General features: G+C 50.8%; 23 protein-coding genes. All 23 read left to right on the top strand.

The annotated features are described in order from the left end of the window. Positions 1-606: an acyltransferase gene (locus tag OYT1_RS07270; protein ID WP_062627599.1), complete on the top strand. Its 606-nt coding sequence runs from the start codon at positions 1-3 to the stop codon at positions 604-606. Then, positions 596-1,996: a hypothetical protein gene (locus tag OYT1_RS07265; RefSeq protein WP_062627598.1), complete on the top strand. Its 1,401-nt coding sequence runs from the start codon at positions 596-598 to the stop codon at positions 1,994-1,996. The genes OYT1_RS07270 and OYT1_RS07265 overlap by 11 nt, the downstream gene beginning before the upstream one ends. Before the next feature lie 5 nt (positions 1,997-2,001). Further along, positions 2,002-2,859: a glycosyltransferase family 2 protein gene (locus tag OYT1_RS07260; RefSeq protein ID WP_062627597.1), complete on the top strand. Its 858-nt coding sequence runs from the start codon at positions 2,002-2,004 to the stop codon at positions 2,857-2,859. Continuing rightward, positions 2,856-3,545 carry a hypothetical protein gene (locus OYT1_RS07255; RefSeq protein WP_062627596.1) on the top strand — a complete coding sequence of 230 codons (690 nt, stop codon included), beginning with the start codon at positions 2,856-2,858 and terminating at the stop codon, positions 3,543-3,545. Before OYT1_RS07260 ends, OYT1_RS07255 begins: the two co-directional genes overlap by 4 nt. Continuing rightward, positions 3,538-4,464, top strand: a complete 927-nt coding sequence (locus tag OYT1_RS07250; RefSeq protein ID WP_062627595.1) for a hypothetical protein — start codon at positions 3,538-3,540, stop codon at positions 4,462-4,464. Before OYT1_RS07255 ends, OYT1_RS07250 begins: the two co-directional genes overlap by 8 nt. A 10-nt stretch (positions 4,465-4,474) precedes the next feature. Further along, positions 4,475-5,065: an acyltransferase gene (locus tag OYT1_RS07245; protein WP_232013141.1), complete on the top strand. Its 591-nt coding sequence runs from the start codon at positions 4,475-4,477 to the stop codon at positions 5,063-5,065. Between the two features lies 1 nt (position 5,066). Next, entirely contained in the window at positions 5,067-6,008 is a 942-nt protein-coding gene (locus OYT1_RS07240; RefSeq protein ID WP_062627594.1) for an NAD-dependent epimerase/dehydratase family protein, read from the top strand. Then, complete coding sequence (locus OYT1_RS07235) at positions 6,005-7,189, top strand: glycosyltransferase family 4 protein (protein WP_062627593.1); 1,185 nt, start codon at positions 6,005-6,007, stop codon at positions 7,187-7,189. Before OYT1_RS07240 ends, OYT1_RS07235 begins: the two co-directional genes overlap by 4 nt. Continuing rightward, on the top strand, positions 7,182-7,952 hold the full coding sequence (locus OYT1_RS07230) for a WecB/TagA/CpsF family glycosyltransferase (protein WP_062627592.1): 771 nt from the start codon (positions 7,182-7,184) through the stop codon (positions 7,950-7,952). Before OYT1_RS07235 ends, OYT1_RS07230 begins: the two co-directional genes overlap by 8 nt. A 115-nt stretch (positions 7,953-8,067) precedes the next feature. Then, positions 8,068-8,313, top strand: a complete 246-nt coding sequence (locus tag OYT1_RS07225) for a FitA-like ribbon-helix-helix domain-containing protein (protein WP_062627611.1) — start codon at positions 8,068-8,070, stop codon at positions 8,311-8,313. A 29-nt stretch (positions 8,314-8,342) separates the two neighbouring features. Then, positions 8,343-8,747: a type II toxin-antitoxin system VapC family toxin gene (locus OYT1_RS07220; protein WP_232013140.1), complete on the top strand. Its 405-nt coding sequence runs from the start codon at positions 8,343-8,345 to the stop codon at positions 8,745-8,747. Between the two features lie 336 nt (positions 8,748-9,083). Then, entirely contained in the window at positions 9,084-9,374 is a 291-nt protein-coding gene (locus OYT1_RS07215) for a GIY-YIG nuclease family protein (RefSeq protein WP_062627590.1), read from the top strand. Between the two features lie 370 nt (positions 9,375-9,744). Beyond that, positions 9,745-11,148 carry an undecaprenyl-phosphate glucose phosphotransferase gene (locus OYT1_RS07210; RefSeq protein WP_062627610.1) on the top strand — a complete coding sequence of 468 codons (1,404 nt, stop codon included), beginning with the start codon at positions 9,745-9,747 and terminating at the stop codon, positions 11,146-11,148. Further along, the gene (locus OYT1_RS07205; protein WP_062627589.1) at positions 11,138-12,760 is read left to right on the top strand and encodes an O-antigen ligase family protein; all 1,623 of its coding nucleotides are present in this window, start codon (positions 11,138-11,140) and stop codon (positions 12,758-12,760) included. The genes OYT1_RS07210 and OYT1_RS07205 overlap by 11 nt, the downstream gene beginning before the upstream one ends. A 29-nt stretch (positions 12,761-12,789) precedes the next feature. Continuing rightward, the gene (locus OYT1_RS07200; RefSeq protein WP_084612076.1) at positions 12,790-13,998 is read left to right on the top strand and encodes an outer membrane beta-barrel protein; all 1,209 of its coding nucleotides are present in this window, start codon (positions 12,790-12,792) and stop codon (positions 13,996-13,998) included. Between the two features lie 137 nt (positions 13,999-14,135). Further along, entirely contained in the window at positions 14,136-15,200 is a 1,065-nt protein-coding gene (locus OYT1_RS13755) for a polysaccharide biosynthesis/export family protein (RefSeq protein WP_197714070.1), read from the top strand. Beyond that, positions 15,200-17,392, top strand: coding sequence for a GumC family protein (locus OYT1_RS07190; RefSeq protein WP_062627587.1), 2,193 nt, complete (start codon positions 15,200-15,202; stop codon positions 17,390-17,392). Before OYT1_RS13755 ends, OYT1_RS07190 begins: the two co-directional genes overlap by 1 nt. A gap of 24 nt (positions 17,393-17,416) precedes the next feature. Continuing rightward, a complete protein-coding gene (locus OYT1_RS07185) occupies positions 17,417-18,136 on the top strand; it encodes a tyrosine-protein phosphatase (RefSeq protein WP_062627586.1) in 720 nt (239 codons plus the stop codon). A gap of 18 nt (positions 18,137-18,154) precedes the next feature. Further along, positions 18,155-19,981: a glutamine--fructose-6-phosphate transaminase (isomerizing) gene (gene glmS, locus OYT1_RS07180; RefSeq protein WP_062627585.1), complete on the top strand. Its 1,827-nt coding sequence runs from the start codon at positions 18,155-18,157 to the stop codon at positions 19,979-19,981. Between the two features lie 85 nt (positions 19,982-20,066). After that, positions 20,067-20,711, top strand: a complete 645-nt coding sequence (locus OYT1_RS07175) for a hypothetical protein (protein WP_062627584.1) — start codon at positions 20,067-20,069, stop codon at positions 20,709-20,711. 87 nt (positions 20,712-20,798) lie between these two features. Then, positions 20,799-21,290, top strand: a complete 492-nt coding sequence (locus OYT1_RS07170) for a hypothetical protein (RefSeq protein ID WP_062627583.1) — start codon at positions 20,799-20,801, stop codon at positions 21,288-21,290. Between the two features lie 260 nt (positions 21,291-21,550). Next, positions 21,551-22,186 carry a transglutaminase-like cysteine peptidase gene (locus tag OYT1_RS07165; protein WP_062627608.1) on the top strand — a complete coding sequence of 212 codons (636 nt, stop codon included), beginning with the start codon at positions 21,551-21,553 and terminating at the stop codon, positions 22,184-22,186. Between the two features lie 12 nt (positions 22,187-22,198). Then, complete coding sequence (locus OYT1_RS07160) at positions 22,199-24,145, top strand: bifunctional diguanylate cyclase/phosphodiesterase (RefSeq protein WP_062627582.1); 1,947 nt, start codon at positions 22,199-22,201, stop codon at positions 24,143-24,145. Positions 24,146-24,293 lie beyond the last annotated feature (148 nt).

Raw genomic sequence — 24,293 nt, 5'->3', positions numbered from 1 at the left:
ATGCAACTGATCACGAGAGTTTGGTTGAAAATATTAAAAACATGGTGGCAGATCACGGTCCCTATCCGCTTGCGTGCGCTTGGGGTAGAGCTGGGGAAAAATGTTCGTTTTTATGGAATGCCTATCGTTAGCATGGCTGAGAAGTCACGCATCTATATTGGGGATCGTGCGACATTATGTTCTGATAGTCGCTTTACTGCGTTGGGTGTTAATCACCCCGTGGTGTTGCGCACGTTACAACCCCATGCAGAAATTTTGATTGGCGAGGATACGGGAATCAGTGGTGGATCTATATGTGCTGCACTAAGTGTGAAGATGGGACGAGAGTGTTTGCTAGGCGCAAATGTAACTATCGCTGATACCGACTTTCACGCAATTAAGCCAGAGGGGAGAAGGTTTAACAACAATCAGCAAGATATAAAGAGTGCTCCAGTCATTATCGAAGATAACGTATTCATTGGGACGGGAGCGATTGTATTAAAAGGTGTCAGCATTGGTGAGGGCAGTGTGATTGGTGCCGGTGCAGTTCTGGCGACCACTTTCCCCAAGAAATCAATTGCAGCTGGCTGTCCTGCCAAACTATTAAGGTTGAATAATGAGTGCTAATAAAAACTCAGTTTTTATAAGGTGGCTATTGGCATTGGCAGGAGGGTTAATCTTCCTGATGTGGCCTTTAGTTCTTGAGGGTATTTTTCCTGATGCAATTGAGGGAACATTACCATCACCTGTGAATCTTGTTCCCGGGCTACTGGCTTGGTATGTTATCGCGCAAGTTAAATGTCCCTACTCCCGTTTGCTAGGTTATGTATGGCTTGCATGGTATTGCATTGGCACTTTGAATACGATTGCTAGCTCGCTGGTGTTGGGCGGGTATTACAGTCAGTTAGATATGCGTGTCGCTACTCAAATTTATCTATGGGCGACGGTATTTTACTTTCTGGGTTTGTATTTATTTGAGAGGCTGCTTTCAAGTAAATATGCTTCTGTTTACGGTGGAGAGAATCCATCACCAAATATTCATCCAATAGTAGCTACTATCCTGATGGTTTTTCCATTTTCATGGTTACTGTCTATGTACATTTCAATTGGCTATATCCCTATTCTGAGTGGGGGTAGCATTGTTGATGAAATGTATGAAATTGGCTACGGCCCGTTGTACCCGTATGGAGTAATTATTGCTGTTTCAATTCTTTATGCTGGTTATAAAGCGATGGTAGAGGCGGTTCTCATTAGGCGGTATGCGTATGGCTTACTGGCACTTGTGTGCATTTTAATTTCCATGGCAGATGGTAAGCGCGGCATCGCTATGATTGCGCTTGGTGGCCTTATCGGCATTTCATTTCGTGTGCTTCAGCATAAAACATGGACTAAGACTTTGCCGATATTGACTTATTCTTTAGTGACGATGTACGTCGGAACTTTGTTACTACGGGTTGGGGAAGATAGTGCAAGGTATGTAGATGCATATTCAAAAATGATGCTCATCGGCGTTGAGTTTAGAGACTTTGTTTATACAGTTAATTTTTTTGAGCCAGGTGAAATCGCTAACTACTCTTGGGCAACAAGCACAATTGCTGCAATGACGAACAATTTGATGTTGACGCTTATCGGGTTGGATAAAGGTGAGCTGACCTCACTTGATAGTGCGCACGCATGGTCTGCAATTTGGAATACCACTTTTGGAATTAGGACAGGTATTGTTTCCGAGTTGTGGTTTGCATATGGTATTTTTGCAATGCCACTGATTTTGGTGCTCGGGCTACTTTCAGGGTATGTGATAAAAAAACTGAAAACACTAAGGGGGGAGCGTGGGGTGTTATTTATGGCTACGCTCTTTGGACTCTTATCATTACTTATAACAAGTCAGTCAACTTTCACTGCAGGGGTGTTGCCCGTGTTGCTTTACCTTTATCTGGCAATGCGTCTCTTCGGCCATGTATTAGGCCGTAGGTTTGCTGAAGTCGCTATAAACCCTAGTAATTTTAAGCGTTCATAGTTGGTATGAAAGTGAAGAGAGTTGCATCATTAATTTCCTGCCATAACCGCAAAGCCAAAACACTGGCCTGCCTGAATGCACTTTTTCAAAACACGCTGTCAGAAGGTTTCTCACTTGACGTTTTCTTGGTTGATGACGGCAGCACGGATGGTACAGAGCTAGCTGTTCGTGAGCGCTATCCGCAGGTGACGGTCATCAAGGGCGATGGCAATCTTTTCTGGAATGGTGGGATGCGAGTAGCGTTTGATGCGGCTATAGACAAGGGATTTGACTATTATCTGTGGCTTAACGATGATACTTTGCTTTATCCAACTGCGCTGAAATCGTTACTTTTCACCTCAGTGCAGCTCACTACATCAGTAAATAAAGGCGTGATTGTTGTGGGCTCTACGCACGACGAGGTAAGTGGGCGGCTTTCTTATGGTGGCGTGGTTCGGCCAAGCAAATGGAGGCCAACGGCCTTTAAGTTAATTGCACCAAGTGAGACGCCAGTTCAGTGCGAAGCGATGAATGGAAATTGCGTGTTGATCCCGCATGAAGTGGCGAGCGCGATTGGCGGCATGGAACCCGCTTTCGCTCATGCTATGGGCGATTTGGATTACGGGTTACGCGCAAATTATGCGGGTTTCTCATCTTGGGTAATGCCTGGTTATGTTGGAACGTGTTCAAACAACCCAGCGACGGGTTCATTCAATGATGCGTCTCTGCCTGTGTCTATCCGCCTCAAAAAGATGCTTAGCCCAAAAGGCCTCCCGTTGAATTCATGGCGTGTATTTACGCAACGCCATGCGGGTGTTCTATGGCCGATTTATTGGGCGTGGCCCTATCTGAAGGTGATTGTTAAAGGGTTGCTAAAAAAATGAATGCATCAAATATTAATTCATTAATCGCTGATGCCTCTGCTACGAATATGCGAGTGGCACTTGAGTTGCTATTTTCACCGCATGCCAATCCTGTGTTCGGCGCTTCTAAAGCGGTGGAACATGAAGTGGCTGCCTTTAATGCTTTGAAGCAATTGGGGTATTTGACTCAATCGCCAGACGAGTTTGAGTTGGTTGAGAAGTTGCGCGTTACTAAAGCGAAAGCTAGAACATTGCTCTACCAGGCTGCTTTGCGTGAGGCTGGTGACGCAAATGCTGGAAAGCAGGAATTGCGTAACATCTTAATAAATCCACTCTTGGCCTGCGATGGAGATATCTATTTGATTGAAGTTCCTCATCCATTAACCATGGATCGTTTGCGTCATCGCATTCGCCAACTTGGACATCTCTCCGATGGGTCATTCTCGGGAAATGTTGCACGCATCAAGCGATCGGCGTTGACAGATCTAATTGAATCATTGATTCCACAGGAAGAGCGAGCAGAGGTGGTAACGAGGTTGCGTGGCAAAGGATATCAAGGCATTGACTTTCGCTCTGTCGTACAAGCATTTCTTAAAAAAGCAGGAGCTAAGGTGGCAGGTGAGGTGGGGGATGAAGTGGCAGGTAATGTGGGCGAATCAATTTCTGCGTTATTTGAGCGAACATGGGGGCGTTTGATAAATGCTTGATTCATTTTCCCCGATTGCCCTTTTTACCTTCAAACGCCCCGAACACACGAAGCGGACGTTGGAGTCGTTGGCGCAGAATGCGGAATTTTTAGAGAGCCCGTTGTTTATCTATTGCGATGGGGCGCGGCATGAAGGGGAGGCTGCGCAGGTGGAAGAGACCCGCAAACTTGTGCGTGACTGGCCGCATCCGAATAAAACAGTGATTGAGCGAGATCGGAATTGGGGATTGGCAAATTCGGTGATTGAGGGGGTAACGCAGCTTTGCGAACGTTTTGGTCGGGTTGTTGTGGTTGAAGATGACTTGGTAGTGTCGCCGGTGTTTTTGAGCTATCTGAATGCTGCGCTGGTGCGATATGCCGATGAGGCGAAGGTGATGCAGGTTTCGGGTTACATGTTTCCCATTGAAATGTGCGGCGAAAATGAAGCACAGCTATTGCCAATTACATCCACTTGGGGGTGGGCAACATGGGGTAGGGCTTGGAAGAATTTTGGTGTTTCAGAGGTCGAGATTGCCAAAATCTTTTCCGATTCAAAACGGCAGAAATCTTTCGACTTAGATGGTTCATACCCATATAGCAGAAGGTTAAGGAAGCAACTTAACGGTAAATCTGATTCATGGGGGATTCGGTGGTACTTCAGTGTCTTCTGTGCGGATGGTTTGGTCGTGTATCCGCCTGAAACATTAGTGAAAAACATTGGGCACGATGGTTCGGGTACGCACTGCAAAATTGAATGCTCCCAAGAAGACGCCGCTCCCTCATTTAATGTTGAAAAATTTGTTTACCCATCAACTATTGAATGCAGTAGGGTTAGTTACGCAAAAGTAAAAAAACAACTTAGCGGCCAGTACAGATTGGTAAATAGGGCGTGGGTTTGGTTGAGAACTGAATGTGTAAGTCGCCTACGGAAAATTACTTAGATTTATTGACATGATGAAATTGAAAGAAATTGTTCGTAATACTCTGGCGATGATTTTTAGGGTATTGCTGTCGCGGAAATTGAAAGTTTGTGAGGTGGGCGAGGGGAGTCGTGTCAATTTCTGGCGCATTCGTCCATATCATGGGGGGATTTTTAAGGTGGGTGAAAAATCCCTTATTCGTGCGGAGATGGTTTATGAAAGGGAAGGCGCTTCTATAGAGATCGGAGACAGGACTTTTGTGGGTCGAGGTTTATTTACAGTCGCCGATCGTTTGGTGATCGGCAATGATGTGATGATTTCATGGGATGTCACAATTTCTGATCACAATTCACATAGCCTTAAATTTTCAGAGCGGAGTCATGACGTTGAGATGAATGCGTTTCAGGGCATTAAGCTTTGGGACTGCGTAAAGGTTGCTCCAGTAAGAATTGGTGATAAGGCTTGGATTGGTTTTGGCTGCAGTCTGCTTAAGGGCGTAACTGTCGGTGAAGGTGCTGTTATCGGCGCAAATTCGGTAGTAACCAAAGATGTACCTCCATGGTCAGTCGTTGCTGGCAACCCGGCAAAACTGATTCGCGAAATCCCAGAGAGTGAGAGATAGCATGAGGGCTGCCTTAATTACTGGCGCACGCGGTTTTGTCGGCCAGCATCTGGCGTACTCGCTTAAACAGCAAGGTTATAAAGTGTGTGGGATGGGGCATGGTGCTTGGACAGAATTTGAGCGTGCCGCGTGGGGGGTGGATTATTGGTTGAATGGTGAGGTCTCTAAACGAAATCTAGATATTGTTCAGGCTGAAGTGGGCAAGCCTGATGTTGTTTATCACTTGGCGGGTGGTAGTTCTGTGGGGCCTTCGTTGGTAGCGCCAGAAGAGGATTTTCGTCGTTCTGTTTTGTCTGCCGCTGAGTTGTTGGAGTGGGCACGATTGGCTGCGCCAGAGGTGAGGTTGGTTATGGCTTCCAGTGCTGCGGTATATGGCGCGGGGCACACTCAATCTATCCGTGAATCTGATTCCTTGTCACCTTACTCGCCTTATGGGACGCACAAGCGTATTGCCGAGGAGTTGTTTGAGTCATACGGAAAAAACTTTGGTTTGAATGTTGCGATGGTGAGGTTGTTTTCAGTTTATGGCACGGAGTTGAAAAAACAGTTGCTATGGGACTCATGCAGACGTTTGGTGAAAGATGCTAGCCGCTTGATGCTAGGTGGCTCGGGTAATGAAGCGCGGGATTGGTTTCATATTTCGGATGCAGTGGCGCTGTTGCAAGTGGCTGCAGATCATGCGTGTGCCGAAGGTTTAATTGTGAATGGTGGTACTGGCATTTCAACTTCGGTGCGGCAAGTGGCAGTGCAGCTATGTGCGTCTTGGGGGATGGATACTCAAGTTGAGTTTAGTGGGCAGAGCCGTGCGGGTGATCCGCAGTTTTTGGTGGCAGATGTGGCACATGCAACTTCATTGGGGTTTATGCCTAAGATGGGTTGGCAGTCTGGGGTATCGGATTACGTGGAGTGGTTTAAGCGAGTGAATGGGCTGGTGAGTGTATGAGAGTTGCCTTTACTTTGATTGGCGGCTCGGGTTGGACAGGCGGCGTTAATTATTTAGAAAACCTACTGTCGGCGGTGGCGGAACAACCCGATTGCAAAGTTGAGGCGGTGTTGTTCGCTGGCGAAGATGCCAATCCCAAAGTGTTGGCACGATTAGCACCATACTTGGTGCAACCACCCATTTTGAACAAGGCTTGGAACAACGATAAAGCTATGCGTATCGCGCGCTTGGTTTGTGGCTTCGGGTTACAGCGGGATTATTTGGCAGAGCGTGAATTTAAACGCGCCAATATTGAGGTGGTCTTTCAACATGCCGCTTGGTATGGATGTCGTTTCGGTATACCCACCTTGGCATGGATCGCAGATTTTCAGCATCGCCGTTTGCCGATGATGTTTAGTAAGTTTAATTTTTATTGGCGTGATGTGGGCTATTGGGCATTGAGCCATTGTGCGACGCGCTTGATGGTGAGCAGTCTTGATGCAAAGCGCGATTGCGAAACGTTTTATCCAAAATCCATTGGGCGGGTTGATGCTGTGCCTTTTGCGGTGCGCATGGGTAAAGGCGTTGATGCAGCTAAGCTGCAAGAGATTCGTGGGCTGTACCAATTGCCTGAGAAATTTTACTTTTTACCTAATCAATTCTGGAAGCATAAGAATCACTTGAATGTGATTGAGGCACTTAATCAGCTAAATCAAGCTGGCAGTGATGTGGTGATAGTGGCGAGTGGTAATGCCAAGGATGGGCGTAATCCTGAACATCCGCAGCGCGTGCTCGATTTGGTGAAAAGTTATGGCTTAGAAAGTAAGTTTGTTTTTTTAGGTTTGATTCCGTTTCAACATATTTTGCCGTTGATGCGTCTTTCGGCGGCGGTTGTGAATCCCTCATTTTTTGAAGGATGGAGCACAACAGTGGAAGAAGCAAAAGCGGTTGGCGCCCCGATGCTGCTGTCTGATTTGCCGATACATCATGAGCAGGCGGATGGAGTGGCAGCGTTTTTTAATCCCAATGATTCAGCAGATATTGCGGCGGTGTTGATGCGCGAGTGGGCTGTGCTAGAACCTGGGCCAAGGCTAGGTGCCGAGCAAACCGCTGCGATTGCGAATCAGCAACACAGGAAGCAGTTCGCGATGGGGTTTGCGGGGGTTGTGAAAAAAACTTTGGTACAACGCTCAGATGACTAGGAACTCAACTTTAGTTCAAGGAGTCCCAATTGATGTCATCACATGGGATGGTGCGCTATCTCAACTCAACACTTGGGCTACCAATCACGAAAGTCGCTATGTGTGCATCTGCAATGTGCATTCGGTGGTGACGGCATCGCAAGACGCTGAGTTTGGTCGTGTGGTGCACGAGGCGGATATGGCGACGCCAGATGGTGCGCCGGTGGCTTGGATGATGCGAAAGTTGGGGCATGCAGATCAGCAGCGTATCAATGGGCCTGACCTGATGTGGAAGTATTGCGAATTGGTTTCAGGCCTGGATTCTGGCCTTCGCCGGAATGACGGCGGTATTTTCTTATACGGTAGTACAGAAGAGACGTTGGGGATTTTGAAGGCCAAGCTCTTGGCTGCTTTCCCCAACTTGAAGATCGCAGGGGCGATCTCGCCACCGTTCCGTAAGCTCACTGCAGAAGAGGACGATGCCATCGTGGCGCAGATCAACGCGTCTGGCGCGGGTACGGTATGGGTGAGCTTGGGGTGCCCAAAACAAGAGCTGTGGATGGCTGCTCATCGTGGCCGCATCAATGCGGTGATGGTGGGGGTAGGGGCTGCGTTCGATTACCACGCAGGCACGATCAAACGCGCCCCGAAGTGGATGCAGGATAGCGGGCTGGAATGGTTCTACCGCTTGGTGTCTGAACCAAGACGGCTGTGGAAGCGATATTTGGTGACGAATACTTTGTTTGTGATTGGGGCGGTGAGGCAGTTGCTATTTGATAAGTAGCGGGCGATAAGCTTGCTGGGCTAGTGCGCATCGCTTAGGGATGGGTGGCTCATGGTTGTTGAGTTATCGAGCAATGATTACAATGCTTGCATTGCTATCAATTATGGAGGCGATCATGGCTGCGCTTACGATTAGAAATATCGACGATGAAGTGAAAAACCGCTTGCGCATACGGGCGGCATTGCATGGCTGTTCAATGGAGCAGGAGGTTCGTGAGATTCTATTAAAGGCTGTTTCACAAAACCCGAGCAAGCAAGACTTTGCGCAACGAATTCAAAAGCATTTTTCAGCGTTGGATCTGGATGTTCTGCTTATCCCTCAGCGTCAAAATGTTAGAACTCCGCCTGAAATGGAAGGCTGATCATGCCGGGGGTATTGCTGGATACTAACGTGCTGTCTGAATTGATGCGTCCGCAACCCTCGGCGATTGTGCTTGCTTGGTTTGCTCAGCAAAAGGAAGTCGAGTTTTATACCAGTGCTATTACTCAAGCTGAGTTATTGCTGGGGGTGGCGTTATTGCCAGACGGTAAACGTAGAGATGCGTTTGCGAGTGCGGTTGAACAGATGTTTGAGCAGGACTTTGTCGGCCATTGCTTACCCTTTGATGAGTTTGCGGCACATGAGTATGCTGCATTGGTTGCCATTCGCAATAAGCTCGGCATGCCAATTTCGACTGAAGATGCACAAATTGCCGCGATTGCATTGCGCAATGGTTTGATCTTGGCTACCCGCAACATTAAAGATTTTCGCAAAATTAGTGAGCTGGTGTTGGTTGATCCTTGGCTTCCATTTTGATGGAGGCATCTGGATTGCCGCGTCGCGTTGCGACTGATGAAACGACTAGCCATCTCACTGATAGAACTACTAGACAATCGACAAAGTCAGCAAGCTGCCAAGTGATTGGTTATCGCAATGACGGGGCGAGAGGCTTCTGAGTCATTGCGAGCGTAGCGCGGCAATCCAGTGGTTTTGAAGCAACGGCATTTTGATAGAGGCGTCTGGATTGCCACGTCGCTACGCTCCTCGCAATGACTGTGCGGTGGTGGTTTGTCATTACGCGCGTAGCGTGGTAATCCAGTTTCATCGATGGTGGCGTTTACTAAGGTTGGGTGGTGACGCGGACTTTGCTCAATGGAAAAGCAGGCTGCAGTTTACATTTTGGCGAGTGAGCGTAACGGTACGCTGTATGTGGGTGTGACCTCTGATTTAGTGCGCCGAGTTTGGGAGCATAAAAACGATTTGGTTGAGGGTTTTTCAAAGCGTTACGGTGTGCATAACCTGGTGTATTTTGAGCTGGGTGAAAATATGTTTGCTGCTATTGAAAGAGAGAAGCAGCTTAAAGCAGGATCAAGGAAAAAGAAGTTGCAGTTGATCGAGGCGAAAAATCCCGATTGGCGTGATTTGTTTGATGAGATTGTGTAGTTGTTGTTCTAGTGGTTTAAAGGCAACAGCCTTTTGATAGAGGCATCTGGATTGCCGCGTCGCTGCGCTCCTGATGAAACGACTAGCCAATCGACTAAGTCAGCACGCTGACAAGTCGCTGGTTATAAGTTGGCAAGCTGCCAAGTGATTGGTTATCGCACTGACAGGGATGTTGCCCAGCTTGGTAGGTGATTCATCTTCTGATTGGCCTCCTGAGCCGATTGACTCAGTAAACCCTACCTTTTTGGTGTGGTTTACCTATATCTTTTTCTTGGGTGGTCTAGTCTGTTGGCTTATAGTTTGCTTGAGGATAGTGGCGGATAATGCGCGCCGTTGGCATTTTCCGGGCTACCTTGGTGTTGGTGAAGTTATGGAAATAAAATCTTCTGGGATGTTGCGTCCTTATTCGGCTGAGATCGCGGGGTTGCTGCGCTTGGTCGATTCTGCCGTGATATTTGCCGTGATGGGCTGGCTGGTATGGTGGGAGGGCCAGTCGATGACGGAGCCTTATCTGCTGGCGTTGACTCTGGCTATCTCTCTGTATCTGTTGCTCGGTGAGTTGCGAGGTATTTACGGGTCGTGGCGTACGCGCTCGACTTGGAGTGAGATCAAAGAAGTGTTGGTCGTGTGGAGCTTGGCGGTGGTCGGTTTGATCGTGCTGGCTTTCATGTTCAAAATATCAACCGATTACTCGCGAAAATTGGTTGGTCAGTGGTCGGTGATCGTGCCGATCATCATCGGCGGTATTCGTTGGGTTGTGCGGACGCAAGCCTATTTTGCACGCCGTCGGGGGTTGAATACGCGGACGTTGGCGTTCGTGGGGGCTGGAAATACCGCCAAAAAAATGGCGACACAGTTTGCGGCGGCTAGTTGGATGGGTATTCGAGTTGCGGGTGTCTATGATGACCGACACGTGAGTCGCTTAGCTTTGAATAAGTTATCGTTGATCGGCAGCACCACTCAGATGCTGAAAGATGCCCACGAGGGACGGCTGGATTATGTCTATATCACGCTGCCGATGTACGCTGAAAAACGCATCATCGAGTTGGTGGATGCTTTGGCCGATACGACGGCATCGGTGTACGTGGTGCCGGATTCCTTTGTGTTCGATTTGAAGAATGCTAGTTGGGCAGAAGTAGCTGGGATGCCGGTGGTTAGCATCTATGAGAGTCCGTTCTATGGCATCGATGGGACGTGGAAGCGCGCAGAGGATCTGCTGATCGGTGGGTTGATCACCTTGCTGATCTTGCCTTTGCTTACGCTCATCGCGGTAGGTGTCAAATTCACTTCGGCGGGGCCGGTGCTCTTTAAACAGCGGCGCTATGGTTTGAATGGCGAGCTGGTCGAGGTGTGGAAGTTCCGTAGTATGACGGTGTGCGATGACGGGGATACCGTGGTGCAGGCGAAGCGTGGTGATGCTCGCATTACTCCCTTTGGTGCATTCCTGCGCCGGACATCGCTGGATGAGTTGCCGCAGTTCATCAATGTGCTACAAGGTCGTATGTCTATCGTGGGGCCACGTCCGCACGCGGTGGCGCATAACGAGGAGTATCGCCGCTTGATCCACGGCTACATGCTGCGGCATAAGGTGAAGCCCGGCATCACGGGCTGGGCACAGGTGAATGGCTGGCGGGGCGAGACGGATACGCTGGATAAGATGCAAAAGCGTATCGACTACGATCTGGAGTACATCCGCAATTGGTCGATCGGGGTGGATCTCAAGATTATTTTGATGACGGTGTTCAAAGGGTTCGTGGGTAAGAATGTCTATTGAGCGGGGACAAGGTATTAGGGGCACGCCGCAAGGGGCACGCCGCAAGGGACAAGGAACTGCTGAAAAATGGCAGTTCTTTGCTTTGCTGGCGCTGTTTGTCTATATGCCTTTGCCGTTGGCGAGTAATCGGACTTGGGCGCTGGCGCTGTTGGCGTTGATGGTCAGTTTCTTGGCGATCTGGCATTTGTGGGCTACGCCCTCGATGCGTCCGCGCGAGTCGAGTCCGGTGAGCCTAGCGCGTGTTCCCTTGTGGTTGATGGCGGGCTGGTTACTGGTATTGGTGGCGCAGGTGTTGCCGCTGCCGCATGCTTGGCACAGTCTGCTTGATCGGAATCCGGCGGATGGATTTCCGGTCTTGTCTGGTGCGGCGGCTCCGTTGTCTGTCGATCCCTATTCGAGTCAGATCTATGGGGTGCGGGCGTGGGTGCTGGCGGTGTTGTTCTGGCTGGTGTTGCGCTTGGTCGATAGTCGGCAGCGGGTAGAGTGGTTGGTCAAGACGCTGATATTCTCAGGTGTGTTGCAGGCGTTGCTGGCGGTGGTGTTGTTCGCGGTCGGTGCGCATTATTCGCTGTTCTTCGTAGAGATCGAACATGGGATGCGAGCCAAGGGGACGTTCGTCTATCACAATCATTTTGCGGGCTACCTAGAGATGATCCTAGCGATCGGCATCGGTCTAATGATTGGTAAATTGGATGGTCGGCGCGTGGAAGGTTGGCGTAAGCGTGCACATGGCTGGCTGAGTCTGTTGGTGAGCGGCAAGGCGATCTTACGTTTGATGCTGATCGTGATGGTGATCGGGCTGATCGCAAGCCGTTCTCGCATGGGTAATTCGGCGTTCTTTGTGAGCTTGCTGTTAGTTGGCGGATTGGCGCTGATGTCGTTCCGCCATATCGGTGGGCGGTCGAATGTGATTCGAGCGCTGATGTTGTTCATCGCGAGTGTAGTGGTACTGGATGTCGTGATCGTGGGCGGCGTGGTCGGCATCGAGAAGGTGATGCACCGAATCGAGGCGACCAACCTGCATGTGCTCGAAAAGGAGGAGGCTGAGCAACTGCGTACCCGCGTGTCGGGCGATGTGGTCGAAGGCCGTTCGCGCATCGGCTACCGCGAAGAATCGCTGGAAGAGCGTGTCGGGCCGGGGTTGCGGGCGCTCAAGATGGTGCAAGATTTCCCCGTGCTGGGGACGGGGGGTGGGACGTTCCATCTGGCCTACTTTCCATACCGGCCGCAGGATGTAGGCGGATTTTATGACCATGCACACGATGATTTTATCGAGTTCGTGGTCGAGGTCGGAGCGCTGGGAGCGCTGTTGTTAGTACTGATGGTGGCGCACAGCGTGTATCGATCAATCCGTTTACTGCTTGATCGCAACCAGGATCAGTTTGTACAGGGTATGGCTTTTGCTTCATTGATGGCAGTGGTTGAGTTACTGATGCACAGTAGTGTGGACTTCAATTTGCAAAATCTAACGAATGCAGCGTTGTTTTTGGTGGTGCTGAGTCTGCCGTATCTGGTTGCGGGTATGGATGTCAAGTCATTGAGCCGAAATAGGCAGAGCAATCCCCATGGTGTTGGTGGCGGGGTTGGTATCAAGGTACAATCGGACGCATAAAGAATAATTTAATTATCCAAGGGTGAATCATGAATAAGTCTGTTCTTAGTTGTTTGGTGTTGGGCGCATTGTCAGCGATGAATGCTGCGCACGCGGTAGAGGTTAAGCGTAACGTGGGCGGATATGCTCCCGTGACCCACTGGGATCCAGCCGGTATCAAGGCCGAACCCTTCGTGGTCACTCCTTGGTTGGGACTGGCTTACGGTCGGGATAGCAATGTGGGCTTGTCGAATACGGCACCTGTCTCTTCCAGCTTGGTGGTAGTCAACCCTAATCTTTCTGTCGTTGCTGAAGGCGCGATGAAGCGCTATAGCGTGTATTACACCGGCAACTGGGCTCGCTATGCTTCGAGCTCTAAAGATAATTTCAATGACAACAAGGTGGGCGCTGAAGCTGAGAATGAATGGACTGGGCGTTTGAATACGCGCTTCAAGGCTGACTATGTGGCAGGTCACGATCCAAGAAATGCCTTCCGTTTGGGCGCAGCACCTGAGCATTGGCAGATGCCTTCTGCACAGGGCGCTGTGCATTACGGCGCACCTGAGGCGACCGGGCAGTTGGAATTCGAGGCGGGCATGGCTTCTAAGCGTTACACGACCAATCGTGCGTTGACCGTCGCCTACGATAGAGACATCCGCGATATGTCGGGTAAGTTCTTGTATAAGTTGGGCGCAGCTACGCATGCTAACTTTAGATTGGCCGAACGACGCAATGACTATCAGAACCCGATCTCTTTCGGACGCAACAGCACCGAGCAAAAGATACAAGCGGGTGTGAGTTGGGATGCAACCTCTAAGACCAGTGGTTCGGTGATGGTCGGTTCGATGAGCAAGAAATTTGATTCTGGCGTGGTTAGTCAGGGCCGTGGTTTTGCATGGGATGTAGATATGAAGTGGGAACCGCTCACTTATTCAACAGTTGCAGTTTCGGGGGGGCGGAATTTTACGGAAACGATGGACGTGGGTAACTACATCATCGTGCGTGATTTCGGGGCTGCTTGGAATCACAATTGGGCGCATGGTATTGAGACTGCGCTCACTTATAGCAATGCGACAGACACCTTCTCGGGTGTCAATCGCGTGGATCAACGCAACAATGTTGGCGCAAAAGTGTCGTATTCGATGCGACGCTGGTTGCGAGGCGGAGTCGAGTTGCAACGTCAGAATCGTAATTCGACCAATGCGCTTTATACCTATGGCAGGAATATTGTGATGTTCACGCTTGAGAGTTCACTATAACTTCTTGGGTGACGGGCGCCTTGCGGACAAGGTGGCATCGGTAAGTGATGTCGCTAGGTTGTTAGTCGGCAGGGCGCCTTTGTTTTGGGTTGGATGCGTTTTATGTCAGATGGATTGAGGGATTGATGGGTAGATACATGATGAAGAGCGTTTTCTTGCTTGGTCTGTTGTTCTGTTCCAACCTGAGCTGGGCGGAAGCTGATGCGGGTGTGGGGGCGTCGGCTACGGTTGCTCAGACATCGGCATTCAGTCGGCAACAAGGTGAGGTGCGAGTTGCAGTCGATGCTTGGGCGTCGGCTTGGTCTGCGCGCGATACCGTTGCATTCCTAGATAGTTATGATCGTTCCTTCGAGCCTGAGGATGGGTTGGGGCGTACGGCATGGGAAACTCGCCGCAAGGATTCATTCCGCCGTGCTAAGTCCATCAGTGTGAAACTGTCCAATCTATTTATCGTTGCTCAAAGTGGTGGTCGGATCGATGCTTACTTTTTGCAGGAGTTCCATTCCGGTGCGTTCGATTCGTTGGACCGGAAGCGATTGTCTTGGATGAACTTGAACGGGCGCTGGAAGGTGGTGTCGGAAGTCACCCTGACCGAGAAGGAGTTCGCTATGGCGAGGGCGGCGAGCCAAGAGCCTGTAGCCGTGGTGGAAAAACCGACCGTGGTGGAAAAGCCGAAGGAAGTGGTCGCGGAAGCGGTGCAGCCGATGGCTCAGCCAGCAGTGTTGGAGAAACACACCGATTTAAGCGGATATCGTCTCGGTGCTGGTGATATTTTGAACATCAGCGTGTACGGTGAAGATGATATGAGCCGAGATAAGCTGCGCATCTCGGATACCGGCATGGTTTCGTTCCCGTTCGGTGATCTGTTGGTGCGCGGGATGACCGTCGGTGAGCTGGAATTGAAGATCGCCGATGGATTGCGCGGTGCGTTCCTAGTGAATCCGCGAGTTTCCGTGACCATCGTGGAGTATCGCCCCTTCTTCATCTATGGACAGGTGGAGCGCCCAGGTAGTTATCCTTACCTGCATGGCTTGAATGTGCGTAAAGCGGTTTCTATTGCGGGTGGCTTCCGTGAGCGGGCCTCACCCAGCAAGATATTTGTGGTGCGTGAGGGCGATGCTGCCAATGCGTCGAGCAAAGTCGATTTGAACTCCTCGGTTTGGCCGGGGGATACCATTACCGTTGAAGAAAGCTTTTTCTAATGAGCGAAGTCTTGCATAGCGAAAAACATCACTCGATTCCAAGTGCGGCTCATCAGACGGATGATCAGTTGGAGTTGCTGGTTTACTGGCGTAGCGTCGTAAAGCGTAAGTGGAGCATCTTGGGTTTGGCTGCTGCGATGACGCTGTTGGCGGCGGTCGTGGTGTTTATGATGACTCCGATCTATCGTTCGACCGTCACGATCTTGATCGAACAGAACAAGACCAAGGTGGTCTCGATCGAGGATGTGTATAGCGGTATCGGGCAAGGCAAGGAATATATCCAGACCCAGTCTGAGATCATCAAGTCGCTGTCGTTGGCTAAGGTAGTGGTCGATAAGTTGAAACTGACCAAGCATCCCGAGTTCGATCCGCGTGTCAATACATCATGGTTGCATTCACTGCTAGCCACTCTTGGCGCATCAGGTAAGGAGCCTACGGAAGCTGAGATTCGTGATGCGGTGGCAGCGAGATTGGCTAATAGCTTGACAGTCGAGCCCGTGAAGATGAGTCAGTTGATCAAAGTCAGCTTTGACTCGCCCGATAGCCAATTGGCCGCTAAGGTTGCCAATGCGGTGGCAGAAGCTTTCGTGGAAAGCGATATGGAGGCTAAGTTCCAGATGACTCAACGCGCCAGTAACTGGTTGAATGAGCATTTGGCTGGTTTGAAAGTTGATCTGCAGAAGTCAGAGCAAGCGTTGCAGGAGTATCGGGATCGCGAACATATCGTTGATGCAGGAAATCTTGAGCTGAGCGGTGCCTCCAATCAGTTGCAAGGTTTGTTGGCAAGCTTGGTCAATGCGAGGATGAACCGCGCTCAAGCTGAGAGTGCCTACAAACAAGTGAAGAATGCGGGTGATTCGCTAGAGTCTTTGCCCGTGGTTCAGAAAGATCCATTGGCGGCAAAGCTGAAGGAGGTCGTGGCAGAGAAGGAGCGTAAGGTTTCGGAACTTGCCAATCGATATGGTAAAGAACACGTCAAGATGATCCAGGCTCAGGCTGATTTGGATCAGGCGCGTGATGGTTTGAGGCGTCATGTGGACGTGGTGGTTGCTGGCTTGCAGCGAGAGTATGAGGTTGCACGGGCGAACGAGGGTGCGTTGGCGGGCGCGGTGGCTGAGGCCAAAGGTACGATTCAAGGTGCGAATAAAAAGGGCTTCGAGTTGTCGTCACTGGAGCGTGATGTCGCAACCAATAAGCAGATTTATGACACATTCCTTAGTCGCTTCAAGGAAACGAGTGCGACTGGTGATTCAGGTGCTTTGGTGGGGCGTGTGATTGATCCAGCGACACCGGCAGTGTCTCCGATCAAGCCGAAAAAAGGTATGGTCATCGCGGTGGCATTCGTTTTGGGTCTATTGCTCGGTGTGGCTGTGGCGCTCTTGTTGGATCGTCTGGATAACACGGTTCGTTCGACTGAAGATGCTGAGTTGAAGTTGGGGCAACCTATCTTATCCACACTGCCGCTCTTAGAGGGTAATGACGATCAGCACATGGGGCGCTATTACTTGGATGAGCCACGTTCCGTGTTTGCTGAGAGTGTGCGGACTGCACGCACAGGTGTGTTGCTGTCGGCGATCGATTGCCCCAACAAAATTTTGGTAATTACTTCGTCTGTGCCCGGAGAAGGTAAAACGACGGTTTCGTCCAATTTGGCGCTGTCTCATGCACAAACCAAGCGTGTTCTATTGATCGATGCGGATATGCGCAGACCTTCCGTGGCCAAGGTAATGAACTTGGACATGGCGAAACAGGGCTTGTCTGCGCTGGTAACAGGCACGGCTACGCTGGAGGAGTGTACCCAAACCATCGAGGGTTCGACCTTGCATGTGGTGACGGCGGGTAGCATCCCACCCAATCCGCTCGAACTGTTGCTGTCGAATAAGTTTGAAGAGTTGCTGAAGTCGCTGTCAGAAAAGTATGACATGGTGATCATCGATTCGCCGCCCGTGCAGCTGGTTAGTGATGCAGTGGTGCTTTCCACGATGGCGACTGGTGTGGTGTTTGTGGTTAAAGCGGACTCGACGCCTCATCAAGTGGCTAGACGTTGCATCAAGACGTTGCTGGAAGCCGAGGCGACCTTGTTTGGGGTGACGCTGAATCAGCTAGATTTCAGAAAGGCTGAGTCGTACTACGGCGCTTATACAGGTTATGGTAAGTATGGCTATGATGGCTATTACACCAAGGAAACTTGATCATACATGCGCTAGGGTAGGGCGATGATCGATCTGCATTGCCACTTTCTGCCGGGTATCGATGATGGGGCTGAGAATATCGAGCAGGCATTGGAGCTTGCTCGACTCGCAGTAGCCGATGGCATTACGGTCGCCGCAATGACGCCTCATGTGCATGTAGGGCGTTACGAGAATTTTCAATCCTCGATCGTTAAGAATACTGAGGCATTCCAGAAAGTGCTTGAGCATAAGGGTATCGCGTTGAAGGTCGTTCCTGCAGGTGAGGTGCGGCTGAATGCGGATGTCATGGACTTGGTGGCGAGTGGTGAGGCTCCATTTTTGGGCGTGCTCGATGGCTATCGGATCATGCTGCTGGAATTCCCTCACTCGCAGATCCCTGTGGGGGCAGATAAGTTGGTTCAGTGGTTGTTGGCGCAGAAGATACGTCCGCTGATCGCCCATCCTGAGCGCAATAAGGATGTCATGCGTACGCATGCAAAGATCGAACCCTTCGTGAATTTGGGATGCCTGCTGCAGGTGACGGCCGGATCGCTCGTGGGGCAGTTCGGTAGTTCGGCGCAGAAAGCGGCCGAGTATTTTTTGGAGCAGAACTGGGTCAGTGTGTTGGCGACGGATGCTCACGATGCATTGAATCGGCCTCCTAATTTATCTTTGGCCAAGGACTATCTGCTTGCGCGTGGCAAGTCGGTGTTGGCGACGCGGCTATTGGAAACTACGCCTGCGCGTATCCTTGGGCTTCATTAATATCTAGAGAGTGTAACTATGTGTGGAATTGTAGGAGCTATTGCTCAGCGTAACGTTGTACCTATCTTGCTGGAAGGTCTGCGCAGGCTGGAGTATCGCGGCTATGACTCGGCGGGTGTGGCCGTGGTCAAGGATGGGAAGCTGGAGCGGGTGCGTAGCACGGGCCGTGTGGCTGAACTGTTCGAAAAGTCCGTTGATACGCAGGGCTTGCTCGGCATCGCACACACTCGCTGGGCGACGCACGGGGTGCCCAGTATTCGAAATGCACATCCGCATCTCAGCCGCGAACAGATCGCGGTGGTGCACAACGGCATCATCGAGAACTACGAAGAGTTGCGTGTCCAGCTTACCGCGCAAGGTTACGAATTCACTTCCGACACCGATACGGAAGTCATTGCGCACTTGGTTCATAGTCATTACGCCCTTGGAAATACTTTGTTGGACGCGGTACTGGCAACGCTAGGCGAGTTGGTCGGTGCGTATGCGATCGGAGTCATTGCAGCGGATGATCCAGATCACTTGATCTGCGCACGTAAAGGCAGTCCGCTTTTGCTAGGAGTAGGCGTGCAGGAGCACTTCATCGCTTCAGATATGTCAGCGCTACTGCCTGTGACGCAGCGAGTGATCTATCTGGAGGAGGGGGACGTTGCCGAGATCGGACTGATGGGCTATCGCATCTTCGATTCCAACAGAAACTTAGTCGAACGTGCTATCCATACCAGCGAGTTAAGTAATGAAAGTGTGGAACTGGGTGAGTACCGCCACTTCATGCAGAAAGAGATCTACGAGCAGCCACAGGCCGTGGCGAATACGCTGGAAGCTGTGTGCAACAGCCAGTCGTTGATTCCAGGCATCTTTGGTGCTGAGGCTGCGGCGATCTTTGCTGACATTGAAAGTGTGCTGATCTTGGCGTGTGGTACGAGTAGTCATGCGGGGATGGTGGCACGCTACTGGATCGAAGAGATCGCAGGTGTTCCGTGCTCTGTCGAGATCGCGAGTGAATACCGCTATCGTGTCAGTGTGCCGAATCCAAAGACCTTGGTGGTGACTATCTCCCAATCAGGTGAGACGGCAGATACCTTGGCGGCATTGAACTATGCCAAGTCAACCGGTATGGATAAGACATTGTCCATCTGCAATGTGCCGGAAAGTGCGTTGATCCGAAACTCCAAGTTGCGTTTCCTTACGCGCGCCGGCCCCGAGATCGGCGTGGCTTCGACCAAGGCATTCACTACACAGTTGGCTGCGCTATTTTTGCTGACACTGGTGCTGGCGAAGCAGCGTGGCAGACTGGATCACGCTGCCGAGCAGCGCCATCTGCATGAGTTGCGCCACTTGCCGAGTGCAATCCAAGCCGTGTTGCGCTTGGAGCCCGCGATCGCCAAGCTCGCCGAACGTTTTGCCGACAAACATAACGCCTTGTTCCTTGGACGTGGTCTGCACTATCCGATTGCGATGGAGGGGGCGTTGAAGCTCAAGGAGATTTCCTATATTCATGCTGAAGCCTATGCGGCGGGCGAACTCAAGCATGGCCCGTTGGCTTTGGTGGACAAGGATATGCCAGTCGTGGCAGTGGCTCCGAATGACGCGCTGTTGGAAAAGTTGAAATCCAACTTGCAGGAAGTCAAAGCGCGCGGTGGCGAGTTGTATGTGTTTGCCGATGCTGAAACGCGCTTTGAATCCACTGAAGGGATTCATGTGATGCAGATGCCCGAGCATGCTGGATACCTGAGCCCGATCTTGCACACCATACCTCTACAGCTATTGTCGTACTACGTTGCCCTACAAAAGGGCACAGATGTCGATAAACCAAGAAATCTGGCGAAATCGGTGACGGTAGAATAGTACGTATAATCAATGTGATGATTGCTTACTCGTATCTATTCTCTCTTTGGCAAGGTAGTTGCTTAGTAAGCGATGGGAAGAATTGATGGTGCTTAAGGATGAGCAGCGGAGCCCAGCCCGATTTTTGATCAAGAGTTTCTTGACGGTGGTGTTGCTGGCAGTGGCCTTCTTTATCGGTCGTGTTGGATTGGCGGACTTTTTGCGATTGGAGCCGACAACCTACATCGATCAGCTTAATCAAGGTAAGGCCAGGCTGTCGATGGAGCGACTGGCAAGGTCTAGGGAAAGATTGCTCTTGGTCAGGCATATTGATGCGAAGAATCCGATCATTCCTGAATATTTGGCTCAGGTTTCGTATATTCGGGCAGGCTATTCAGGTTTTGATAAAGAGTTGCAAAGAAATTATTTGCACGATGCATTGAGAGAATATGGGCTTGCGTTGGAGTTGAGACCGAACTCAGGCTATCTATGGGCTGGGAAGATGACGGTCATGCATCTACTTGCGACGCTGCAAGATAAGACGGTTGCTTCAGTTACCTCTGATCCGCAGTGGGAGCAGATGATGGCAGCAATGAAGCATGCGATTCAACTGGCTCCCTGGGAACGTGGAGTGTTGAGGCAAATCTTGGTGGTGGGTTCTAAGTATTACCCTGTATTGGGTGATGAAGAACGGCAGTTATTTGATTCTGCAAAAAGAAATGCAGTGTTGTTGGGCTTGGAAGTGGGTTAAATCGGTTGACTGACAGAGATCGATGAAGTAAAGTCGCCGCCAATTGTTAGTAAGTTAATTAAGAATTATTTTTGCGAGGGTGCTGGTATGAAAAACTTTAAATTCAAGGCAGTTGCGTTGGCAGTGATGTTAGGGCTGTCGTCGGTCGCTGTGGCTCAAATCACGGCATCCTCGACTACCGCTGACATGGTTGCGGAATTCACAGGTGGCATGAGTGCAGGCACAGTGGTTTCTACTGCTGCTTCGACTCAAGGTACTGCGAATCTGGCAGCTTTGGTGAGTGCTCTGATCGCAGCTGGTGCTGATGCTTCTCAGGTTGTTTCAGCAGCAATCGTGGCTGGTGGTAATGCGCAAGAAATCGTGAATGCTGCTATTTCTGCCGGTACGGACACGCAAGTGGCTGTTGCTGCAGCAATTGGCGCAGGTGCTGACCCGACAACCATCACTCAAGCTTCTGCAGCGGGTGGTAATGGTGGAAACGGTGGTTTCTCACCAACAGGTGGATTCAGCCGCTCTAGCTTGTCTATCACACCGATCCCAGCAGGCGGTGGCGGCGGTACACCAGTTAGCGGCGCTTGATCCTAGCGTCTCTCAAAAAAGCCCTGTCGAATGTCAGGGCTTTTTTTTACCCATATTTTTCGGGTGAGTCAGATCGGTGGACGAGATTGTTTGTTGGCGATGGAAAGTCCATACGAAACTGGCTACAGATATTTGGTAATGTGACGATGAGTGGAGCTGAGTCGTTTTTCTAGTGTGATATGTCGGGTCTGTTCAGAGCTTCGTTCAATTCGTTTTCCATAAGCGCCAAGCTTGTCCGTTGGCTGAGCTTCAGCCTAGCTATGGTTGTTTGCTTACCTTGGGTGTATGCCGGTGCCATCGATCTATCTCCAAGACTGTTGAGCTATGTGGCGAGTCGTTGGGGAGGCGGAGCAGAGGAGCGTTTAAAGGGTTGGAGCAACTTCGTCACTTTGCAGCAGCAGCGCCGAGAAAACCGAGCGGTCGATCCAGATAGTCGCTCATCTCCTGTGTATGCCACCAATCGACTATGGGCGGGGGTTCCCTATCTATCAGACCAATCCAACTGGGGGATGGATGATTATTGGGCGACCCCAGTCGAGGTGATGGGCATCAACCATGCCGACTGTGAAGATTATGCGATCGCAAAATATTTCACCTTGAAAGAGCTCGGCGTACCTGTTTCTAAGATGCGTATCACCTATGTTCGTGCGTTGCGGTGGAATGAGCCTCACATGGTATTGGCTTACTACCCTGAGCCCGATTCTGAGCCATATATCTTGGATAACCTGACCGATCGTATTGACGTGGCTTCTGATCGCCGTGACCTTGAGCCGATCTACAGCTTCAATGATGATGACTTATGGACGGCAGGCAGCGCGGCCAAGGCAGGGAAGTCTAGCCAGATTCGCTTATGGCGCGGATTGATCGAAAAGATGGATAAAGAACAAAGAATGTAAGGGAAGACTTAGATGACGTTATTTCGCCAGTTATTCATTGCGGTCTCCATCCTGTTTTTGATGTTGATGGTGGTCATCGAGGCAACCTACATTCATAGCTCGCGGGCTTATCTACAGGAGCAATTGACCTCCCACTCTCAGGATGTGGCTACCTCACTGGGCCTAGTTTTGCCATCGGCGCTGGATGAGCATGATGAGATCAAGACGCAGACCATTGTCGGTGCGGTATTCGATCGAGGGTTTTATCAATCTATCCGTGTCGTGTCGATCAAGGGCGACACCCTAGTGCTGAGGGAGTTATCCCCGTTGCCACCCGAGGTGCCTCGTTGGTTTGCGCAGTGGGTCAATCTGGAGGTGCCTTCGGCGGAATCGCTGATCACCAAGGGGTGGCGACAAATGGGCCGAGTGATTGTGTCGAGTCACCCAAACTTTGCGTATAAGCAGCTTTGGGCAACTACACAATCGGCCACGATCTGGCTGCTTTGCCTGTATCTCCTCAGCCTTGTGCTGTTGCACTTCTTCCTTAGGACCATTTTGAGTCCGTTGAGAGCGATCGAAGCAGTCGCTGAATCTATCAGTGAGCGCGACTTCAAGACGGTCACAAATACACCTCGCGCCAGAGAGCTTCGTAGTGTCGTACGCGCGATCAACTCACTGTCAAACAAGATCAGAGACTTCATCAGCAAGGAAGTCGAGATCGCCAAGCACTTCCGTCAAGAGGCCTATCAGGACCCCCTCACTAAGCTGAATAATCGTCGCGGGTTCGAGCAGCAGATCCATACCATCCTTGAGTCTCCTGTGGATGTCGAGTCTGGCGTGCTGTTCATGATCCATCTGCCGAATTTTGAGGAGTTCAATGTCGAACAAGGATATGTCAAAGGCGATCAGTTGCTGGTCGATCTGGCACAAGCTCTGGTCTCTGTTCCGGCTCGACAAGAGTTGATGACGGCACGTATCGGTGGTGTCACTTTTATTGTGGCCAGCTTCAATCTATCGAAGTCGCAAGCCGAGTCATTAGGCAGTGACTTGGTTGAGCATATCAAGACGGCGTACCTAACTGGGGGTGAGCACCATCGTTTTTCCTGTGGCGGGGTGTATTTCGGCAGCGAACGTATGGAGCTGGCGAAGCTCATGGCAGAGGCTGATTCGGCCATGCTCCAAGCGAGCGAAGCTCAGGAATTGATACTCACCGAACATCGTGTCGAGCAGGCTGACGTGGTGAAAGGCTCGCAGTACTGGAAACAGTTCATTTTGAGTGCCTTGAGCCAAGGGCGGACCGCGTTATTTGTTCAACCCGTGCAATCGTTGCTTAATAATGGACAGGTGCTTCAGAACGAGGTGACGGGGCGGTTGTGCGCGGAGAGCGGCGAGATCATTCCTGCAGCTCAGTTCATGATGATGGCAAGTCGCCATCAACTTGTTGCCGCGATCGATCGCAAACTTATGGAAAAACTGTTCCATTTGTTGCTGGCACGTCCTTCCTTTGAGGGACAAATCGCGATCAACTTATCGATTCGTTCGATCAGTGATCCAAACTTGGTGGATTGGTTGCTTGGTGAGCTCAAAGCGCAACCTGAATTAGCGAAGCGGCTGGTATTCGAATTTGCGGAGTTCTCGATCGTTCAGGATCTGCGAGCCGCAAGCGACTTCGTAATCAAGGTGCGTAAGCTGGGAGCGAACTTTGCGGTGGACAACTTTGGCCTTCATCATTCCGCGTTTGAGTATCTTCAATCGCTGCGTCCTGCCTATATCAAACTCAATACCTCCTATGTCAACGCGCTTGACTCCAGCCCAGAGAATCAATTCTTCATCTCATCGGTGGTCAAGATCGCTCGTCCGCTGGAGGTGATGACCATCGCCCATGGTGTGGAAACCGCTGGCCAGCTTGATCTACTGAAGCAACTGGGGGTGGATGGCTATCAGGGTTATGCGATAGGACTGCCGACTCGCCTCGATTAGACAGACCGATTGATACGTTGCGGCAGGGCAGTTTGGTCGTTGTTGGCTCGGGAGCCCCGTTCAACTTGCTCGTAGCCTACATTTGTCGCACTCCCGACAATTCATTGTGTGGCTGATTGATATTTAGACGGCCTTGGCGGGTCGTTTG

The sequence above is a fragment of the Ferriphaselus amnicola genome (genome assembly GCF_000974685.2).
GTDB lineage: Bacteria > Pseudomonadota > Gammaproteobacteria > Burkholderiales > Gallionellaceae > Ferriphaselus > Ferriphaselus amnicola.
Note: the sequence above shows the minus strand (reverse complement) of the source record. Positions and strands in the feature narration are given on the sequence as shown.

Excerpts from the sequence above, each read along its gene's own strand:
- OYT1_RS07270 (WP_062627599.1), top strand. The coding sequence starts at position 1 with ATGCAACTGATCACGAGAGTTTGGTTGAAAATATTAAAAACATGGTGG.
- OYT1_RS07265 (WP_062627598.1), top strand. The coding sequence starts at position 596 with ATGAGTGCTAATAAAAACTCAGTTTTTATAAGGTGGCTATTGGCATTG.
- OYT1_RS07260 (WP_062627597.1), top strand. The coding sequence starts at position 2,002 with ATGAAAGTGAAGAGAGTTGCATCATTAATTTCCTGCCATAACCGCAAA.
- OYT1_RS07255 (WP_062627596.1), top strand. The coding sequence starts at position 2,856 with ATGAATGCATCAAATATTAATTCATTAATCGCTGATGCCTCTGCTACG.
- OYT1_RS07250 (WP_062627595.1), top strand. The coding sequence starts at position 3,538 with ATGCTTGATTCATTTTCCCCGATTGCCCTTTTTACCTTCAAACGCCCC.
- OYT1_RS07245 (WP_232013141.1), top strand. The coding sequence starts at position 4,475 with ATGATGAAATTGAAAGAAATTGTTCGTAATACTCTGGCGATGATTTTT.
- OYT1_RS07240 (WP_062627594.1), top strand. The coding sequence starts at position 5,067 with ATGAGGGCTGCCTTAATTACTGGCGCACGCGGTTTTGTCGGCCAGCAT.
- OYT1_RS07235 (WP_062627593.1), top strand. The coding sequence starts at position 6,005 with ATGAGAGTTGCCTTTACTTTGATTGGCGGCTCGGGTTGGACAGGCGGC.
- OYT1_RS07230 (WP_062627592.1), top strand. The coding sequence starts at position 7,182 with ATGACTAGGAACTCAACTTTAGTTCAAGGAGTCCCAATTGATGTCATC.
- OYT1_RS07225 (WP_062627611.1), top strand. The coding sequence starts at position 8,068 with ATGGCTGCGCTTACGATTAGAAATATCGACGATGAAGTGAAAAACCGC.
- OYT1_RS07215 (WP_062627590.1), top strand. The coding sequence starts at position 9,084 with ATGGAAAAGCAGGCTGCAGTTTACATTTTGGCGAGTGAGCGTAACGGT.
- OYT1_RS07210 (WP_062627610.1), top strand. The coding sequence starts at position 9,745 with ATGGAAATAAAATCTTCTGGGATGTTGCGTCCTTATTCGGCTGAGATC.
- OYT1_RS07205 (WP_062627589.1), top strand. The coding sequence starts at position 11,138 with ATGTCTATTGAGCGGGGACAAGGTATTAGGGGCACGCCGCAAGGGGCA.
- OYT1_RS07200 (WP_084612076.1), top strand. The coding sequence starts at position 12,790 with ATGAATAAGTCTGTTCTTAGTTGTTTGGTGTTGGGCGCATTGTCAGCG.
- OYT1_RS13755 (WP_197714070.1), top strand. The coding sequence starts at position 14,136 with ATGATGAAGAGCGTTTTCTTGCTTGGTCTGTTGTTCTGTTCCAACCTG.
- OYT1_RS07190 (WP_062627587.1), top strand. The coding sequence starts at position 15,200 with ATGAGCGAAGTCTTGCATAGCGAAAAACATCACTCGATTCCAAGTGCG.
- OYT1_RS07185 (WP_062627586.1), top strand. The coding sequence starts at position 17,417 with ATGATCGATCTGCATTGCCACTTTCTGCCGGGTATCGATGATGGGGCT.
- glmS (WP_062627585.1), top strand. The coding sequence starts at position 18,155 with ATGTGTGGAATTGTAGGAGCTATTGCTCAGCGTAACGTTGTACCTATC.
- OYT1_RS07175 (WP_062627584.1), top strand. The coding sequence starts at position 20,067 with ATGGTGCTTAAGGATGAGCAGCGGAGCCCAGCCCGATTTTTGATCAAG.
- OYT1_RS07170 (WP_062627583.1), top strand. The coding sequence starts at position 20,799 with ATGAAAAACTTTAAATTCAAGGCAGTTGCGTTGGCAGTGATGTTAGGG.
- OYT1_RS07165 (WP_062627608.1), top strand. The coding sequence starts at position 21,551 with ATGGTTGTTTGCTTACCTTGGGTGTATGCCGGTGCCATCGATCTATCT.
- OYT1_RS07160 (WP_062627582.1), top strand. The coding sequence starts at position 22,199 with ATGACGTTATTTCGCCAGTTATTCATTGCGGTCTCCATCCTGTTTTTG.